Genomic DNA, 16849 nt, shown 5'->3' with positions numbered 1-16849 from the left:
AAGTTCAGCAAAACGGCTTTTAACGTTGTGCTTTTAATAACGGCTCAGCATACGCTTAACCCTATTTTTATAGGCAAGGTAAATTTGTCCATGTTCTTTTATTAAATATTCCTCTTCAAGCCGAATCTGGATCTGCATCAAAATACTTCCAATCAAAAGTAAAGTCAGAGCAATTACCGTTGGGACAACAAGAAAAAAACCAACAAGACTTACCGTCATTCCCAGAAATATAGGATTTCTGGAAAATCTGAATAATCCGTGGGTTATCAGATCTGTTTTCATTGTGTTGTCAATACCAATCCGCCATGAGTTTTTCATTTGGAATTGCGCTATAATCACCCAGATCAAAGCAATAATCATTAAACCTAATCCGATGTATTGAAAAAGATCATGCTCCAGAAATATAATTTTACAAGCAGAAAAAATGTCTTTCGGAAAAATTAAAATAAGTATGGTATATATAAACAGAGCAAACAACATCAACTTAAAATAAAACCCTACAAGTCCATAAGCAGAATCATCCTTAGGAAGGACATTAGGATTTTTCCCAATCTGTTTTGCTACTTTGTAACTGATCCCAACAAATGAAATGAGAAAAAAAAGAATAAAATATAAAGGAACAAAGAATCTGATAAAGTCTGTCATTGATAATAGTTTTGAGCAAATTACCGGAGTTTAGCGATGCAATACTATTGCAATGACACAGTTTTTATTGGGATTTCAGAAATTTTAAATTGGAAATCTAGAATTCCCCTCCACCGGAGGGTTGGCGAAAATTCAAAGAATTTTTGACGGGGTGGTTTAAAAGTATAATTATTTAAGTTTTGGCTAAAGCCAATTGAATGTTTCATTTTTTTATTGAACGGGCTAAAGCCCGTTCCTGTTGAAAATATTAATTTAATGCGTTTTAAAGGCTTACAGTACTCGTTGGGCATGAAGATAAGCCTTATTCCAGTACTTTTCGTTCAGGGATGAGATGATCACGCCTTTTGAGGTAGAAGCATGAATAAATTTCACTTCTCCGTCAGGACCAATATCATGAACGATTCCCACGTGAGAAACTCTGCTTCCTCCAGCTGTAGCAAAAAATAACAGATCACCCGGTTTTACGTCTCTTATATCAATATTCTTTCCGGCATCAGCCTGATCAGAAGATCTTCTTGGAAGGCTAAAATCATTTTCCTCAAAGACTTTTACGGTAAATCCTGAACAATCAAATCCTGAAGAAGTATTTCCCCCGAATTTATAGGGTGTCCCGATATATTTTTCTGCATCTTTCAGAATATCACTGATAGATCTGGAAACACTCCCATTAAATTTTGAATCCAGTTTCCGAAGATTTTCAGCTTTCGCTACATTCTTTGTATTTGATTTTTTACTGGCGGAAACACTTTTTGAGGAACCGCAGGAAACTATGAAAACAGAGGCCGCTATAACCACAACCATCTGCTTGATATTCATTTTTTGCTGAAATAATTCCGTTCCCATACTCTTCTGATTTATAATTAATTAACAAAACACACGGCAAATATACAGTTTATATTTTAATTATGATATAACTATACTACAACTATATGATAAATATATGTTAAAATTTTGATTATCAATATTTATTGGTATATTTGGTTTCTATTTTGAAGATATGGCAACCTATGAAAGTATAATCAAGATCACAGGAACAGTGGGCGATCTGGTATTTTATACGCTGAACGGCAAGAATGTGGTTCGGAAGAAGAGCGGGTTCAATAAAGCTGCGTTTAAAAAAAATCCTTCCTACGAGAAAGTCAGACAGAACAGTTCTGAATTCGGGCATTGTTCCAAAATAGGAAAGACGATCCGGAAAAGCCTGGAAATATATAGTAAAGAAGCAGGTGATCCCCTCCTCTACCAGAAGTTTGCAAAGGTGATGACGATGATCAAAGATTTAGATACAATTTCAGAAAGAGGAAAACGAACGGTTGAAAATGGTTTAAAGACTGAAGAAGGAAGACGATTTCTGAGAGAATTTCAATTAGGTACAGTTAATAAGGTTTCTGATTCGATAAGAATGAAAAATCATGTTCTGTATAAAAATGATCTTTGTACCTCAGATCATGCCATGATTTTAACTTTAAAATTAGATTCTGAGAATTTTAGTATAGAAAATAATGAAGAAACAGTCCGTTGGAATCAACAACAAGAGAAGTCTTTTAAAAAGCACTTTTCTGATGATGATCTTCTGCTCTATTTTGTAGTGTTAAAAAATGAAAATGATAAGATTACCCATATGGGATTTGTTTAAATAAAAAAGTCTGCAGTAGATTCTGCAGACTTTCTTGTTTTATTTCTTTTCTCCTTTCCAGCTTCCTGATACTGCAGGTGTTGGAAGTGAGTTGGACCAGTTTCCGTTTCCTTTTTTCTCTGTCGTTAACGTTCCTCTGAAATCTCCTTGCGAAGGAAGTCCTACTCGGGCGGTAAGATCTCCGGTCTCACTCAGATTTCCGGTAATGCTATAGTTTTCATTATTAACATCGGAATGCATTGTTCCTACCACTTTACCACTCTCATCTACCACAAAGTTCCAGACTCCTTTATCTGCTCCTTCATAAGAACCAGACCATGTTCCTACATAATCATAAATAGTATCATCATCAGAGCTGCAACCGATAAATAAAAATGCCGTTAATAAAAGTAAAAAAAGTTTCTTCATAGTTTCAGTAGTTTAATAACCTAAAATCCTGTTATTCCCTTATACTTTCCTCCTAAAAATCCAGTTACAGAGAATATTGCTTAATATTTATTATTTTTTGTTCCGTGCAAATCTACTAATTTTTTCATTCAAATTATCTGAATTTTAATTAGCACCCAATATGTTTATTAAAAAACAATATATTTCGGCTAAAATACAAATATTTTTCAAACAAATACTGTCTGTATAAAATTTGACTTATTTAAAAAAATGAACATTAAGCTTGATATTAATATGTTTAATATTCATTTACAATTAGTTTATATTACATTTCAGGCCATTTGCATTCTATTTTAAAGATATTTCTTACCTTAGTGAAAAATTTAATCTTTTTCAAAAAATCACATGAAAACAAAAACATTATTTTTGGCAGCACTTGCTATTTGTGGCACTTCAACAGCACAGGTTGGGATTAACACCGCCACTCCGAGTCATACTTTGGATGTTAATGGTCTTGTAAGGGTAAGAGGGCTTTCAAATGCTGAAAAAAAAATTGTTGCGGCGGATGCACAAGGGGTTTTAACTCTTATTTCCCCAGAAGAAATTTTTGCTCCAAAAGCTATACTGAACACTTCAACCTCTTCCAGTGAACAAAGGTCCACTATATACGAAGGAAAATGCTTTCAACCAGGTGATAATGCTTCTTCCTGTACCATTTCTGTAAACCATTACTCCTCTTGTACAGGTTTCAGCAATCCTGTAGATACTCAGATTATTGTGGGACAAGGAATTAATACCGGGAATGGACAGTTTTTAGGAACCTGGACAGCACGATATGTTGATAACAAAGGATTTGCAGGCGCAACTCCCGTTGCCAATCAGACAGCTCCTGACTATCCCAGAATTTCTTATCCCAGTACCAATACCGTGAACTATCTGGGAAGTGGAAATTTTGCCGGCCAATGTAATACGGATCTGGTAACGACCATTAACCAGGCAACCGGAGATATAAAAGTAGAGTCTGTAAAGCGAAGCATGTACGCACACCTTGTGTACCTTATTAATATTGCCCGCTCCAGATCTTTATAATAGTCGATATTTGATTTCAAAAAGGCAGCCACAATATTTCATTGTGGCTGTTTTTTATTAAAAATGAAAAACCCTCTGAAAAAGAGGGCTTTGTTTTATCTTGGAAAAGGAAGCGTTACTGGATAGCAACCACAAAGGCAGTCCCACTGATCAAATTCTTCTGAACAAACTCCGATGGCTTCACATCTCCATAAAGCACCTGGAGGACATTGTGGAACATTAGGTCCTGCTCCTTTAACTGCTTTTAATTCTTCTCTCGAGATTTTCTTTAAATTTTTCATGGTTTTAAAAAATGTTTTAATTCATTTCAAATATAAGAATATTCATTAAAGAGCGATTTAATTTGTGAAAAATTTAACTTTTTACACGAAAAGCCTCTAAAAAAGAGGCTCAAAACTATTATTGGATGAATGAAAAACTTATCCCAAATGTATGAAATATTCATTCCGGCTTTTATGAGTGTAATCATAACCCGCTTTTTTCCAAAATTTATATGATTTATGATTAATTGATGATATCTCCGTTACTATTTTCCAGTTTTTCACGAAATTTCTGAAGGTCTTCAGGAGTTGGCTTGTTCCATTCTGTGATTTCTCCGATAATTTTCAGAGGCATTTCGGATCGGTAAGAGCGGGTTGGATTTCCCGGAAACTTCTTATCTGTTACGTTGGGATCATTTTCAAAATTACCTGTGGGCTCTACAATATATACACGCTCTGCCCCATCGCCTTTAGCCAGTGCAGCAGCAAGGCCTGCCCCATTGGTTAAAGCGGTAAAGTAAATGTGATTCATTCTAAACTCTGATTTGTAATTAGAATTTCCGCCTGCTGTTAACAGATCGCCAATCTGTAAGTCGGCTTTTGTACCGTGGTAAAAAGGACCCTTATCAGACGGATGGCTTTGAAGCAAAACCGATAATTCAGCATTGTTTTTTGATTTCTCTGTATCTCCCAGATCATCATAGCATCTTGAAATATTCCTATAAAGAGAAGGTAAGGCACTTTTAACGGTATCATCATTCATTTTTAAAGCAAACTCTAACGAAGTTTCAAGCCATTTTAACCGATCGGCAACTGTTTTCTGATGACGTGACAGATAAAAAGCTGCCAGAAACTTTTCATGATCATCCGAAGCTTCCTGCCAGGCTTGCAAAAATAACTGAGCTGCTTCATCAGGCATTCCTTTGTCTTCAAAGCCCATTCCTTGCAGACAAAACTTAATCACAGGATTAAAAGGGGAAAATTCCATGTTTTATTTTTTTCCAAATCTAGTTTATTCTGTTGGAATTCTTGGATTGAAAAAGAGGTAGATAAATGTAAATAATTGATTTTTACTGCAAATTCAAATATCATTACTATGAATGAGTTCTAGGGGATAACTGGAAAAACGCAGAAACTCTTATTCTTTAATCAAAAAACTATTTGTCTGAAGGATTATAGCAAAAAAGCCCTCTCAAAGAGAAGGCTTGATTTTTTATGTAAACATTTTTATTAAGATCCGATGGGTACGCAAGAGCAAACACAATCATAAATACCCTGGTCAGGATCACAAACGTAGATAGATTCGCATTTAAGATAGTACTTTGCAGGACATGTAATTGGTGTCCCTGCTCCCTGAACATTTTTCATTTGATCTCTTGTAATTTTCTTTAAATTTTTCATAGTTGTTTATTAATATGTTAGTTTTTTAGTACATAAAGTACTTATTTCAAATATAACCAAATAAAACTAATTACAAAATACCTGTACGTTTTTCTTTACAATTGGTGTTCAGTACTCCGGAAAATAAAAATTAGATGAAATTTTAAAAATTCAAAGAATAAACGTTTAACCAAAATTAATAATTACTGCATGATAATGTAACAAACGGTTAATATTTACACCAATCAACAAAATGTAAATAACTAAAATTCAATAACTTAAATAAAATAAAAAAAATCGCCAAATTACACCATTTTATTTAACTACCAAATAAATTAGACTATTGTTTTTTTACTATTTTATGAAATATTTTTGTCTTTTAAAAAATAAATGAAAAGGTCATCTATAAAAGATATTGCTAAGCTGGCAGGAGTTTCCGTGGCCACAGTATCGTATGTTCTCAACAGAAAGGAAGGACAGCGCATTAGCGAAGAGACCCGGAAAAAAATTTTTGAAATTGCTGAAACGATTAACTACACTCCTAATAAGATCGCTAAAAGCCTTAAAACTAACAAAACAAAGCTTCTGGGACTTATTGTTGCAGATATTTCCAATGAGTTCTATTCTCTTATGGCAAGAAATCTTGAAGATAAAGCCTTAAAATTAGGCTATACTCTTATCATTGGCAGCTCAGACGAGAATGCAGAAAAGTTCAAAAAACTTACTGAGCTTTTCTCACAGCAGCAGGTGGACGGAATGATCGTTGCTCCTGTAGCAGGGTCAGAAAAGACTCTTGAAAACCTTATGCATATTAAATATCCTGTTGTAACAATTGACAGATATCTTAAAGGGGTAACCGTCCCTGGTATTACGATTAACAATCAGGAAATAGCAGAGAATACGACCAGCTTACTTCTTAATAAGAACTTTGACAAAATAATTTATATAGGCTATGAAACTGAGCTTCCACACCTTCTGGATCGCCAGCATGGCTTTGAGAAAGCGGTACACTCTTCCAAAAAAACAGTTGAAATACGCCATATTCTGGTAGGATTGGAAAATATTGCTGAGGAAGTACATTCTCAGCTTGAAAATACATTAGGGAAAAGTCCTGAAAATACAGCACTTTATTTTTCAAGTAATAAACTTGCAGTCGCGGGACTTTCCTATCTGGTTAAAAATAATATAAAAGTTCCGGAGCAGGTATCTGTAATAGCATTTGATGAAACGGAAACCTATCACCTTTTCCCTACAGAAATCACCTATATCCAACAGCCTATTGAAGCAATGGCTGAAGAGGCTATTAAGCTATTGGACGGACAAATCAATAATTATACGGCAACGGAGAAAAGGGTAACATTATCTGCAAAACTTATTGCCAAAGCATCTTTTAATAAGTAATTAAACAAAATACATTTTTTTATACATTAACTTAAACGTTTAACCTATTATGATAAAAAATAATTTAAGCCATGTTGTATGTTTTGGAGAGGTTCTGTGGGACATTTTCCCTACAGGATCCAGAGCTGGTGGTGCACCATTTAATGTTGCCTACAATCTTTTTAAAATGGGAATCGATACCAGAATGCTCAGCCGTATAGGAAATGATGAATTAGGACACCGCCTTCTTAATCAGATTCAGGACTGGGGAATAACGACAGCCTCCATACAGGTAGATGCTGAAAAGGCTACAGGGACAGTAATAGCAGATTTTGATGAGCATGGAGAGGCTTCATATGACATTGTTGAGGAAGTTGCCTGGGACTATATTCAGCCACTGCCGGAACATAAAGAACTGATTCAGAATTCTGAAGCATTTGTTTTCGGAAGTCTGATCACAAGAAATGAAGTGTCCCGGAATACACTGCTCGAACTTTTGGAACATTCAAAATTCAGGGTTTTTGATGTTAATTTCCGGCCTCCTTTTATTGATTTTGAGTTTATTAAAAAGTTATTGCATAAAGCTGATCTTGTTAAAATGAATAAAGCGGAGCTCAGAACAATTCTGGAATATCTGGGTGAAGAATATATTGATGAAGATACAAGTATCAGACATCTTCAGGCTTATTTTAACCTCAATGAAATTGTGCTGACCAAGGGAAGTAAAGGTGCCCGGTATTTTGTGGGAGGTACCGTTTATAATTTCTCCGCTGTTCAAATTGAAATTGCAGATACTGTGGGAAGTGGCGATTCTTTTCTGGCCGGTTTCCTGTCTAAAAGAATTCAGGGAAGATCTCCGGAAGAGATCATGAAACAGGCAACTTCACTGGGTGCCTTTATCACTTCGAAATCGGGAGCATGCCCGGATTACACCTATGAAGAATTCAAGGCATTCAGAGAAAAGAATAGCTGTAAAACCTCTTAAAAAACCTACGATATGAATACTCCAAAATTTACAGATAAGAAATACTATATCATCCTTTCTTTTGTTACCTCTCTATTCTTTTTCTGGGCCATTGCCCTTACCATGGGAGATGTCCTGAACAAGCATTTCCAGAATGTCCTTCACATTTCTAAATCCAAATCAGGGCTGGTACAGCTTTCCATTTTTGGGGCTTATGCATTGATGGGCATTCCGGCAGGTCTGTTTATGAAAAAATTCGGTTATAAATTGGGTGTTATTCTGGGACTTTCATTGTTTGCACTGGGATCTTTTTTGTTTATTCCTGCAGCTAATACTTCTTCATTTGAATTTTTCAGGTCGGCGCTATTTGTTCTGGCAATGGGAATGGCAACCCTTGAAACGGTAGCCCACCCTTTTGTAGCTGCTTTGGGGGATGAAAGAACCAGTGATCAGAGGGTTAATTTTGCCCAGTCTTTTAATGGTCTGGGAGCTATTATTGGTCCTTTGCTGGGAGGATATTTCATTTTCGGAGCGCCTGATTCCGGAACAGGATCTCTGGATTCCGTAAAAAATCTTTATACATGGATTGGTATTGTGATTCTCGCGATTACCATTATTTTCAGCTTTATACGAGTTCCTGATCTGAAAGACCCTCATGCGGAAGATATACTCATTTCGGAAAATGAGAAAGGAGATGATCTGGCTGTATCAGATCCACATGCTCCCCTCTATAAGCAGAGACACTTTATATTTGCAGTCATTGCCCAGTTTTTTAATATTGCTGCACAAGGTGGAACGTGGGCTTATTTTATCAATTATGGTGTTGAAAAAATGCACCTTCCGGAGATACAGGCTTCCTATTATTTTTCTTTAAGTATGGCAATGATGATGATCGGAAGATTTATCGGAACGTTCCTGATGAGGTTTATCGCTCCCAACAAAATGCTGGCTATCTTTACCATGTGCAATATTGTTCTGTGCCTGATTATTTCCCAAAGTTTAGGATGGGTATCATTTGTCAGTCTGATTTTGCTCAACCTGTTTCTGAGTGTAATGTACCCTACCATTTTCAGTCTCGGACTTAAAAGATTAGGTTCAAAAGTTCAGCAGGCTTCATCATTCCTGGTTATGGCAATGTTTGGAGGAGCTGTTTTCCCTCCGATCATGGGCAGAATTGCAGAAAAAGATATTGCCCACGCCTATCTCCTTCCTATTCTCTGCTATGTGGTGATTTTATTATTTGCATTAAAATTCTACAAGCCTAAAACCTTTAAATAATTCCTATGAAAACAAAGCTTTTATTAGCCTGGTGCATTTTACTGATATGCGCCAGCAGGGGAATTAATGCCCAGATCACAATAACCAACAAGAAATTTTCCTTTGGCACAACCGGGAGAATCGGAGCAGGTTATTCCCCGAATGCCGATGGAAAAACAGGAAGGCAACTGAATCTGAATAATCAGGGATCTTTAGGCGGCAGAATGGATCAGGGAGATTATGTAGATTTCCTGCCAGCCTTCCATTTTAGCCCGGTAGTAAACGGTGACAGTGTAAAAAGTACCAAGATCGATATGCAGGCGAGGCTAAGCTTTTATTCAGGAGGAACTTTTCTGGGAAATGTAGATTCAAAATCCAATCAGGGGATGATTATTGCTTTGCCGGAAGCATTTGTAGAAGCCCGGAACATTATGGGAAGTGACTGGGATGTCTGGGCAGGATCACGATGGCTGAGATACGATGATATTCACATTGCGGATTACTTTTATTTTGATGACCATTCGGCAACCGGCTGGGGACTGCGGCATAAAAACACCAGGTTTTCAATGTTTTTCCCGGCAGCTATTGACACTGCGGCCAGCAACTCCACTCCCTACTCTTATACCAATGTGATCAGCGGATCAAAAAACCTTATCTACAGGCAAAGAGAGGTATTTGTTCTGGAACAGACGCTGCCATTTAAAAATACGAAACACAAGCTGAAATTACTGGCAGAATTTCATCATGTAGAAAGATCAGGGGAAAACTCCGTAGAACAGTATCCGTCGGATCAGGGCTGGGTTTTTGGAGCTAAATTAAATACAGATATGGCAACAACCATTCCGGGCTCATTCAATCAGTTCTCTGTAAGGTACGGAACAGGAATTGCCAATGGCGGCGATAATGGAAATACACAGACCTGGCGCACCTATGGAGCTCCTGATGAGACCACAAAAACATACAAAGGGGCTTACTCTTTTACGGTTGTTGAACATTTCCTCTGGAATATCTCCCACCGCTGGTCGCTTAATCCTTATGCCGTTTTTACCAAAAGTAAAGGAGGATCCACCAGTATTGATAAAGCTCCGGACTATTACAACCGTGAAATTTTCAACAGGAAAACAGAATTTAATACCGGAATCAGAGCCACTTATTATTGTAACAACTGGTTCCATATTCTCTCCGAGTTTCACTATGCAACCCGAAAAAACGGAACCCAGGATGCCGCCTCGATGATGAAACTTGTTCTGGCTCCCACCATTGTTCCTACTGCGGAAAGAAGTGTCTGGGCAAGACCTCACATCCGTTTTATTGCAGAAGTATCAAGATATAATGATGAGGCTATGAACAGTTTATATTCACCGTTTTTACAGCAGTCAGGAGCGAAAAGATTCGGGACCTATTTCGGAATACGAACAGAATGGTGGATTTTTTAAATTAAAATAAAGAAAATATGATGAATATAAAATTGGGAACTTCCCTACTCTCCTGGATAACTCCGTTATGGAATGCAGAATCGGGAAAATATGCGATAGAAAAAACAGCACAGGCCGGATTTGATCTGATTGAAATACTGCTGCCCGGATCAATGGATTTTGATGCAAATACCGTAAAAAAACAGCTGAAAGACAATCACCTTGAAGCAGTCTGTTCACTAAATCTTCCCGAAGATGCTCATATTGCATTTTATCCGGAAGCCGCGGAAAAGCTTATCAAAAATGCAATTGATAAAGTTGATGAACTGGAAACCAACCTGCTGGCAGGAGTTTTACACAGTGGAATCGGCGTGTTTACCGGAAAACCACTCACAGAAAGCGAAAAAGGAATCATCGCTGAAGTATGGTGCAATGTGGCAGATTACGCCCAAACTAAAAGTATAGATATTGCTATAGAGCCTATTAACCGTTATGAATCTTACGTCTGTAATACTGCAGAAAATGTCCTGCAGCTTATTAAAAAAACGGGCAGAAATAATCTCTTCCTTCACCTTGACACCTTCCATATGAATATTGAGGAAAATAATTTTTATGACCCGATCATCAATTCCGGAAAGATGCTGAAGCACATTCATGTTACAGAATCCCACCGGGGTATGCTGGGAGAAGGAACTATCAATTGGGAAGAATTCTTCTCGGCATTGAAAAAAATCAATTTTGAAGGGAATGTGGTTCTTGAAAATTTCAGCTCCTCAATTCCCGGAATGCAGGAAAAGGTTTCATTATGGCAGAAATCACCTTATGATGCTCAAACACTAGCTGAAGGAAGCCTTGCTTTTTTAAGGAAGCATTTAAAAAGCTAATCCCTATTCAATGATGATCCATTACCCTATTCCTCGGCTATTATTTCAATAGCCGTTTTGTGTTGGATAATCTTCCCTTCGTTAACTAGCTTTTTAAGAACACGGCTTATCACTTCTCTGGATGTTCCCAAAGCTGATGCAATATCTTTATGGGTAATTTTTACAGGATTATATCCGGTGACCACAGCACGTTGACTGATATAATTAAGCACCCTGGTATCCAGCTTATGAAAAACAGCATCATTTACCATGTTCATCAACGCAGTAAAACGGCCGTCGTATTCATTGTAGAAAAAATTATTCATCCCCGGAAAACTGTTCATCAGCTTAAGCAGGCTGGAAACAGGAATCAACAGTGCTTTGGATGATTCTTCGGCATAAGCATATACAGAACTTATACAGTTTTTAAATATGGAAGCAAAAGTCATGATACAGCTTTCACCCGGTTTCATATAATAGTATAAAAGTTCTCTTCCTTCATTAAGCGTAAATACTTTTACAGAACCTTTGATCAGAATAGGCACATAATGAATTCTCTGTCCCGGGCTTACGATCTCCGTTTTAGATTTTATATCGGTGATCACGCTGCATTTTTCAAGTTCACGGATAAATTCTGAGCCGAGAAATCCAAACTTTTCAGTAATAAACTGGTTATTTATCATAAAGTATTTTATTGCTTTTACTAGTTATTTGATGTTCAAAGGTGAAAAAAAATGCAAATTTATTTTTAAAGAGCTTTTCAGATACAATATACTGATAAGTTTTTTCTATTTCAGATATCAGCGTAGTAATATCCACGAATTTTGCAGACCAATTCAACGAGTCTTTCTGCCCGTTCATCGAAATTCCACATAGTTCTGTTGTGTTATTACAGACCTTTACATCAGGAAAAAAACAATAATGTTCAACTAAAATCTTAATTATTATGAAAACAAAAATCGGAATTACAGAAAAAAACACGGAAGCCGTTGCAGAGCAGTTAGCAAAATTATTAGCCAACGAAACGCTCCTTTACATCAAAACAAGAAATGCCCACTGGAATGTAACCGGAGATAACTTCCATGCCCATCACATTTTCTTTGAAGAACAGTACAAACAACTGGATGAACTTATTGACAGCGTTGCAGAAAGAATGCGTAAAATCGGGCATTATGCACCGGCAACAATGAAAGTCTATCTGGAACTGACTCATTTAACAGAATACAGTGAAAGAACGAACGATGGTCTGGGATACATGAAAGATTTATTAAGTGATCATGAAAGCATCATCGAATTTCTCCGTGGAAATATCACTCCATTTGCTGAAAAATATAAAGACTACGGTACCAGTGATTTCATTACAGGGCTGATGGAAACCCATGAAGAAATGGCATGGATGATCCGTTCCTATTTCAGATAACACAAAATAAAAAAGTTATAATTATCTTTGTGTAAATCATAAACAACTATACCTATGAAAGCCTTAATCGTGGATGATAATGATATTGCAAGAACAACATTAGCACACCTCGCAAAACAGATTCCGGATCTTTCCATTGTCAGCGAGTTTTCTAATGCTATAGAAGCTTATCATTATCTTCAGTCCAATTCCGTCGATCTGATATTTCTCGATATAGAAATGCCGGAAATGACAGGAATTGAACTCACGAAGACCCTTTCCGGTAAAGAGACTATCATCATTTTTACTACTTCAAAAAAGGAATATGCACTGGAAGCATTTGATCTTAATATTTCAGATTACCTTCTGAAACCCATAATGCCGGTCAGATTTCTGCAGGCAGTAAGCAAGGCACAGACAATTCTTGAAAGCAGAAAAGAAAATGTGGAAGTAACAAGAGATGAATTCCTTTTCGTAAGGGACTCCAATATTACAAGGCGTTTAAAGCTGGATGACATTTTCTATGCGGAAGCTATGGGTGATTATGTAAAGTTTTACACCAAAGAAAAAATGTTTGCCATTCACGGTAAGATGAAAACCGCTGAAGAACGTCTTCCAAAGGATCATTTTATAAGAGTACACCGTTCCTATATTGTTTCTGTAGGCAAAATTGATACTCTTCAGGACGGCGGTATTATGATCAACGGTAAATTCATTCCCGTGGCAGATGCCTACAGGAAAGCACTGAATACTAGAATGAATGTCTTTTAGCCGTTACTCCCCATCAGAAATTTGATTTCGTTTTTTGATCTCAATCCCTGAGCGTTTTAGGGTTTGTCAGCCTTTACCTGTATTTTATTTTAAATCAGACCGTTAATTATGAAAAATATATCTTCAGTAATGGATAACAAGCGATTCAGCTACTTTATCATCCTGACATTTATTGCAGGCTCACTCCTGTTGATAGCTGTTCAGCTTAATTCTGCAGGAAATACGAAGGCGCTGATTCAGAATAACAATACCTTGCTGAGCGAATTGCGGTCAAGCAATCATTTACGTGAGATTGACCGTGATATTCTAGGGGTGGAAAGCAGAATCAGAGCTTCTATTGCAACGAATGACACTACGCATCTCGAAGGCATTGATCAAAAAATCAATCAGATAGAAAATTTTCTGGATTCTCTATCCAAAGATAATGTAAATGCTGAAGAAGAAAAGCTGATTCACCGGTTAAGTGTTCTTGCCATGGAAAAGAAGACAACAAAAGATAAGCTTCTGAACCGTTACCTGTCTGTTGGAAATATGGATGATAATACCTCCATTGCCAACCCCCGCGCAAGGAATATCTCCAATGAAATTACCAGAATCACGGCTAAAATATATGAAAGCAGAAAACTGAATATGGTTGAACTCAGCCAGAAAAGTGAGGAAATGGGACAAAAAGCAAGATTTTATGATATTTCAATATTGATCTTACTGATTCTGGGAGGTTCTGTCGTAGGATATCACATTCTTCGGCAGTTTAAACGTCAGAGATTACTCATAAACGAACTTGATATTGCCGAGAAAAAAGCAATGGTGGCAGCACAGACCAAGGAAAACTTCCTGGCCAATATGAGCCATGAGATCAGAACTCCATTAAGCGGAATCCTTGGTTTCACCAATTTACTTCAGAAGTGTCCTCTGGATGAAACTTCAGCAGAATTTGTCTCTTCCATACAACGTTCCGGAGAAAACCTGATGGCCATCATCAATGACATTCTTGATCTATCCAAAATTGAAGCAGGAATGATGCGCATTACTCCCGGAATTTTCAGCATCAACGGGCTGGTCAATTCCGTAGAAACATTTTTTACAGAACGGGCCAGAGAGAAAGGACTTACCCTCTCAAGCACCATTGACCCTTCCATTCCTGACACATTGGTGGGAGATGCCACAAGACTGACCCAGATTTTAGTGAACCTCATCGGAAATGCCATAAAATTTACCCATCAGGGAAATATTGCTGTTGAAATCTACAGTAAACAGCAAACTGAAAAGGAAGCCATTCTTGGATTTAAAATTTCAGATACAGGAATTGGAATCGACAGAGAAAAGCTCACCGAAATCTTCGAAAGATTCAACCAGGGAGAAGATTCAACGACAAGAAATTACGGAGGAACAGGATTAGGCTTATCTATAGTGAAAAGCTTAATTGTATTACAGAACGGAAACATCGAAGTAAGCAGTGAACAGGGTAAAGGAACTACATTTCATTTCTATATCCCTTACGGAATTGCTGAAGAACAGCTTACTGTATTGCCGTCTGCTGATCCGCATTACTTTAAAGATAAATCCAATACACCCCTGAAAGTTCTGGTAGTTGATGACAATGTGATTAATCAAAGCCTGATGAAACATCTGCTTTCACAGTGGAATATTGATTTTCATATTGCTTCGAATGGTCTTGAAGCAGTAAGCTATCTCAAAAGCAATGCATGCGATCTGGTTTTAATGGATATACAGATGCCGCAGATGGACGGATATGCTGCAACCCAGAAAATACGGGAAGAACTCAGACTGGATATTCCGGTTATCGCAATGACCGCCCATGCACTGGCAGGAGAAAGAGAAAGATGCCTGAGCCGCGGGATGAACGAATATATTTCCAAACCAGTTAATGAAGAAGAGTTATTTACACTGATCTCAAAATTCGGATTGAAAGAAAAGAACAGCCAGGAAGAGAAAAGTGAAAACCCTTCATCTGATTATCGCTACATTGATCTCACCTATATGCAGACAGTAAGCGGCGGCGACAGAAGTTTCGAACAAATGGTCACGCAACAGTTTATTGAAAATATTCCCAACCATGTACAAAAACTGACAACAGCTTATGAAAACGGGGATTTTCAGGGGGTAAAACTGTGGGCTCACGATCTGAAATCCAGCATTGCCATCATGGGATTACATCCGGTTTTAAAAGAAAAACTCGATATTCTTGAAACAGCTTCGGGAGAAAACCCGGATCTGCAAAAAATACTTGAAGAAGTACAGGAAGTTCTGTCAGAAGCGGTTTCCGAAGCTGAAGCATTGTCAAAAACAATTTAAAAAAAGAAAAAATGAATTTATTTTCACCGATACACATTCGCAGCCTGACTCTAAAGAACAGGATTGCATTATCTCCTATGCAGCAATACAGCGCTAAAAACGGAGTTCCTGGCAACTGGCACCTCGTCCATCTTGGAAGCCGTGCAGTTGGCGGCGCAGGATTGATTCTCACCGAATGTACAGCCGTTTCAGAAGAAGGCCTGGCTACATTATCCGATGTAGGAATCTGGAACAAGGAACAGAAAGATGCATGGGCCAATATCGTGAATTTTGTTCACGAACAGGATGTAAAAATAGGGGTTCAACTCTGGCATGCAGGAGGAAAAGGAAGTCTGAAGCATCCCAACGAAAGAATGAAACCTCTCACTCCGGAAGAAGGAGGCTGGACGGTGAAATCTTCTTCTGCGCACGAATTCAACGGAGTTTTTGCCGAAGCGCTCACAATTGATGAGATACAGGAACTGAAGACGAAATTTGTTAAGGCAGCCTTTAGGGCCATTGAAGCAGGTTTTGATACCATTGAGCTTCATGCAGCACATGGCTACTTATTCCATCAGTTTTATTCCGCAGTAATCAATAAAAGACAGGATGAATATGGCGGAAGCTTTGAGAATAGAATTCGTTTTCTTGTAGAAACCGTTCAGGAAATCAGGAAAGTTATTCCTGATAAAATGCCTCTTTTCGTAAGAATTTCTGCAGTTGATTATATAGAATCCGATGAAGCCTGGACTTTGGAAGACAGCATTAAACTTTCGGAAATCCTTAAAGAAAATGGTGTAGATTTCATTACAGCGTCTGGCGGAGGATTTACCAATGTAAGCAAGGATAAAGTGTTTCCGGGATACCAGGTTCCTTTTGCAAAAGCCATTAAAGAGCATACCGGGGTTCTGACAGGAGCTGTCGGAATGATTACGGAAGCAGAACAGGCCAATGATATTATTATCAACAGGGATGCTGACCTGGTGATCATTGCTCGGGAACATCTGAGAGATCCTTATTTTGCTATCCATTCTGCTAAAGCATTAAGCGCTGAAACAGAAATTCCGTGGCAGTATAAAAGAGCGTACTAAATAAAACCTTAAAAAAT

General features: G+C 37.6%; 18 protein-coding genes. 11 read left to right on the top strand and 7 right to left on the bottom strand.

Annotated elements, in window-relative coordinates; all coding sequences use genetic code 11:
- Window positions 1-33: 33 nt before the first annotated feature.
- Together J2786_RS04970 and J2786_RS04965 are read right to left on the bottom strand one after the other, a co-directional pair.
- Window positions 34-645 (bottom strand): methyltransferase family protein, encoded by a 612-nt coding sequence (locus J2786_RS04970; RefSeq protein WP_047430756.1) that lies wholly within the window; start codon window positions 643-645, stop codon window positions 34-36.
- Window positions 646-915: 270 nt separating this feature from the next.
- Window positions 916-1488, bottom strand: coding sequence for a C40 family peptidase (locus J2786_RS04965; protein WP_185097537.1), 573 nt, complete (start codon window positions 1486-1488; stop codon window positions 916-918).
- Between the two features lie 154 nt (window positions 1489-1642).
- Between J2786_RS04965 and J2786_RS04960 the strand changes: the two genes are divergently transcribed.
- On the top strand, window positions 1643-2281 hold the full coding sequence (locus J2786_RS04960; RefSeq protein WP_047430758.1) for a hypothetical protein: 639 nt from the start codon (window positions 1643-1645) through the stop codon (window positions 2279-2281).
- A 39-nt stretch (window positions 2282-2320) separates the two neighbouring features.
- Here J2786_RS04960 and J2786_RS04955 read toward each other — a convergent pair whose 3' ends face one another.
- Window positions 2321-2689, bottom strand: a complete 369-nt coding sequence (locus J2786_RS04955; protein WP_047430760.1) for a hypothetical protein — start codon at window positions 2687-2689, stop codon at window positions 2321-2323.
- A 384-nt stretch (window positions 2690-3073) separates the two neighbouring features.
- On the opposite strand from J2786_RS04955, the gene J2786_RS04950 reads away from it, so the two are divergent.
- Window positions 3074-3757, top strand: a complete 684-nt coding sequence (locus tag J2786_RS04950) for a hypothetical protein (RefSeq protein ID WP_047430762.1) — start codon at window positions 3074-3076, stop codon at window positions 3755-3757.
- A 95-nt stretch (window positions 3758-3852) separates the two neighbouring features.
- Here J2786_RS04950 and J2786_RS04945 read toward each other — a convergent pair whose 3' ends face one another.
- The 3 genes from J2786_RS04945 to J2786_RS23085 all read right to left on the bottom strand — a co-directional run bounded on the left by J2786_RS04945 (window position 3853) and on the right by J2786_RS23085 (window position 5418).
- Entirely contained in the window at window positions 3853-4038 is a 186-nt protein-coding gene (locus J2786_RS04945) for a bacteriocin-like protein (protein WP_047430765.1), read from the bottom strand.
- A 223-nt stretch (window positions 4039-4261) separates the two neighbouring features.
- Window positions 4262-4666, bottom strand: a complete 405-nt coding sequence (gene arr, locus J2786_RS23040; protein WP_374710491.1) for an NAD(+)--rifampin ADP-ribosyltransferase — start codon at window positions 4664-4666, stop codon at window positions 4262-4264.
- Window positions 4667-5247: 581 nt separating this feature from the next.
- Window positions 5248-5418 carry a bacteriocin-like protein gene (locus tag J2786_RS23085; RefSeq protein WP_409993834.1) on the bottom strand — a complete coding sequence of 57 codons (171 nt, stop codon included), beginning with the start codon at window positions 5416-5418 and terminating at the stop codon, window positions 5248-5250.
- 369 nt (window positions 5419-5787) lie between these two features.
- Here J2786_RS23085 and J2786_RS04935 point away from each other — a divergent pair, with 369 nt between their 5' ends.
- Genes J2786_RS04935 through J2786_RS04915 form a run of 5 tightly spaced genes read left to right on the top strand, consistent with a single transcriptional unit; the run spans window position 5788 to window position 11297 of the window.
- The gene (locus tag J2786_RS04935) at window positions 5788-6798 is read left to right on the top strand and encodes a LacI family DNA-binding transcriptional regulator (protein WP_047430772.1); all 1011 of its coding nucleotides are present in this window, start codon (window positions 5788-5790) and stop codon (window positions 6796-6798) included.
- Between the two features lie 49 nt (window positions 6799-6847).
- Entirely contained in the window at window positions 6848-7762 is a 915-nt protein-coding gene (locus J2786_RS04930; protein WP_082001953.1) for a carbohydrate kinase family protein, read from the top strand.
- Window positions 7763-7774: 12 nt separating this feature from the next.
- Window positions 7775-9019 carry a sugar MFS transporter gene (locus J2786_RS04925; RefSeq protein WP_047430775.1) on the top strand — a complete coding sequence of 415 codons (1245 nt, stop codon included), beginning with the start codon at window positions 7775-7777 and terminating at the stop codon, window positions 9017-9019.
- 5 nt (window positions 9020-9024) lie between these two features.
- A complete protein-coding gene (locus J2786_RS04920; RefSeq protein WP_047430778.1) occupies window positions 9025-10434 on the top strand; it encodes a carbohydrate porin in 1410 nt (469 codons plus the stop codon).
- A 17-nt stretch (window positions 10435-10451) separates the two neighbouring features.
- Complete coding sequence (locus J2786_RS04915) at window positions 10452-11297, top strand: sugar phosphate isomerase/epimerase family protein (protein ID WP_310024141.1); 846 nt, start codon at window positions 10452-10454, stop codon at window positions 11295-11297.
- Between the two features lie 26 nt (window positions 11298-11323).
- On the opposite strand, the gene J2786_RS04910 is transcribed toward J2786_RS04915, so the two are convergent.
- Window positions 11324-11959 (bottom strand): Crp/Fnr family transcriptional regulator, encoded by a 636-nt coding sequence (locus tag J2786_RS04910; RefSeq protein WP_047430780.1) that lies wholly within the window; start codon window positions 11957-11959, stop codon window positions 11324-11326.
- A 263-nt stretch (window positions 11960-12222) separates the two neighbouring features.
- Here J2786_RS04910 and J2786_RS04905 point away from each other — a divergent pair, with 263 nt between their 5' ends.
- The 4 genes from J2786_RS04905 (at window position 12223) to J2786_RS04890 (ending at window position 16832) form a co-directional block, all read left to right on the top strand.
- On the top strand, window positions 12223-12696 hold the full coding sequence (locus J2786_RS04905; protein WP_310024138.1) for a Dps family protein: 474 nt from the start codon (window positions 12223-12225) through the stop codon (window positions 12694-12696).
- Window positions 12697-12750: 54 nt separating this feature from the next.
- The gene (locus J2786_RS04900; protein WP_047430790.1) at window positions 12751-13446 is read left to right on the top strand and encodes a LytR/AlgR family response regulator transcription factor; all 696 of its coding nucleotides are present in this window, start codon (window positions 12751-12753) and stop codon (window positions 13444-13446) included.
- A 108-nt stretch (window positions 13447-13554) separates the two neighbouring features.
- Entirely contained in the window at window positions 13555-15762 is a 2208-nt protein-coding gene (locus tag J2786_RS04895) for a hybrid sensor histidine kinase/response regulator (RefSeq protein ID WP_047430793.1), read from the top strand.
- A gap of 11 nt (window positions 15763-15773) precedes the next feature.
- Window positions 15774-16832, top strand: a complete 1059-nt coding sequence (locus J2786_RS04890; protein ID WP_082001954.1) for an NADH:flavin oxidoreductase/NADH oxidase — start codon at window positions 15774-15776, stop codon at window positions 16830-16832.
- Window positions 16833-16849: the final 17 nt, after the last annotated feature.

Source organism: Chryseobacterium vietnamense (assembly GCF_031454475.1).
Classification (GTDB): Bacteria; Bacteroidota; Bacteroidia; order Flavobacteriales; family Weeksellaceae; genus Chryseobacterium; species Chryseobacterium vietnamense.
Note: the sequence above shows the minus strand (reverse complement) of the source record. Positions and strands in the feature narration are given on the sequence as shown.

Excerpts from the sequence above, each read along its gene's own strand:
- J2786_RS04890 (WP_082001954.1), top strand. The coding sequence starts at position 15,774 with ATGAATTTATTTTCACCGATACACATTCGCAGCCTGACTCTAAAGAAC.
- J2786_RS04970 (WP_047430756.1), bottom strand. The coding sequence starts at position 645 with ATGACAGACTTTATCAGATTCTTTGTTCCTTTATATTTTATTCTTTTT.
- J2786_RS04920 (WP_047430778.1), top strand. The coding sequence starts at position 9,025 with ATGAAAACAAAGCTTTTATTAGCCTGGTGCATTTTACTGATATGCGCC.
- J2786_RS04965 (WP_185097537.1), bottom strand. The coding sequence starts at position 1,488 with ATGGGAACGGAATTATTTCAGCAAAAAATGAATATCAAGCAGATGGTT.
- J2786_RS04950 (WP_047430762.1), top strand. The coding sequence starts at position 3,074 with ATGAAAACAAAAACATTATTTTTGGCAGCACTTGCTATTTGTGGCACT.
- J2786_RS04910 (WP_047430780.1), bottom strand. The coding sequence starts at position 11,959 with ATGATAAATAACCAGTTTATTACTGAAAAGTTTGGATTTCTCGGCTCA.
- J2786_RS04895 (WP_047430793.1), top strand. The coding sequence starts at position 13,555 with ATGAAAAATATATCTTCAGTAATGGATAACAAGCGATTCAGCTACTTT.
- J2786_RS04945 (WP_047430765.1), bottom strand. The coding sequence starts at position 4,038 with ATGAAAAATTTAAAGAAAATCTCGAGAGAAGAATTAAAAGCAGTTAAA.
- J2786_RS04915 (WP_310024141.1), top strand. The coding sequence starts at position 10,452 with ATGATGAATATAAAATTGGGAACTTCCCTACTCTCCTGGATAACTCCG.
- J2786_RS23085 (WP_409993834.1), bottom strand. The coding sequence starts at position 5,418 with ATGAAAAATTTAAAGAAAATTACAAGAGATCAAATGAAAAATGTTCAG.
- J2786_RS04955 (WP_047430760.1), bottom strand. The coding sequence starts at position 2,689 with ATGAAGAAACTTTTTTTACTTTTATTAACGGCATTTTTATTTATCGGT.
- J2786_RS04925 (WP_047430775.1), top strand. The coding sequence starts at position 7,775 with ATGAATACTCCAAAATTTACAGATAAGAAATACTATATCATCCTTTCT.
- J2786_RS04930 (WP_082001953.1), top strand. The coding sequence starts at position 6,848 with ATGATAAAAAATAATTTAAGCCATGTTGTATGTTTTGGAGAGGTTCTG.
- J2786_RS04960 (WP_047430758.1), top strand. The coding sequence starts at position 1,643 with ATGGCAACCTATGAAAGTATAATCAAGATCACAGGAACAGTGGGCGAT.
- J2786_RS04935 (WP_047430772.1), top strand. The coding sequence starts at position 5,788 with ATGAAAAGGTCATCTATAAAAGATATTGCTAAGCTGGCAGGAGTTTCC.
- J2786_RS04905 (WP_310024138.1), top strand. The coding sequence starts at position 12,223 with ATGAAAACAAAAATCGGAATTACAGAAAAAAACACGGAAGCCGTTGCA.
- J2786_RS04900 (WP_047430790.1), top strand. The coding sequence starts at position 12,751 with ATGAAAGCCTTAATCGTGGATGATAATGATATTGCAAGAACAACATTA.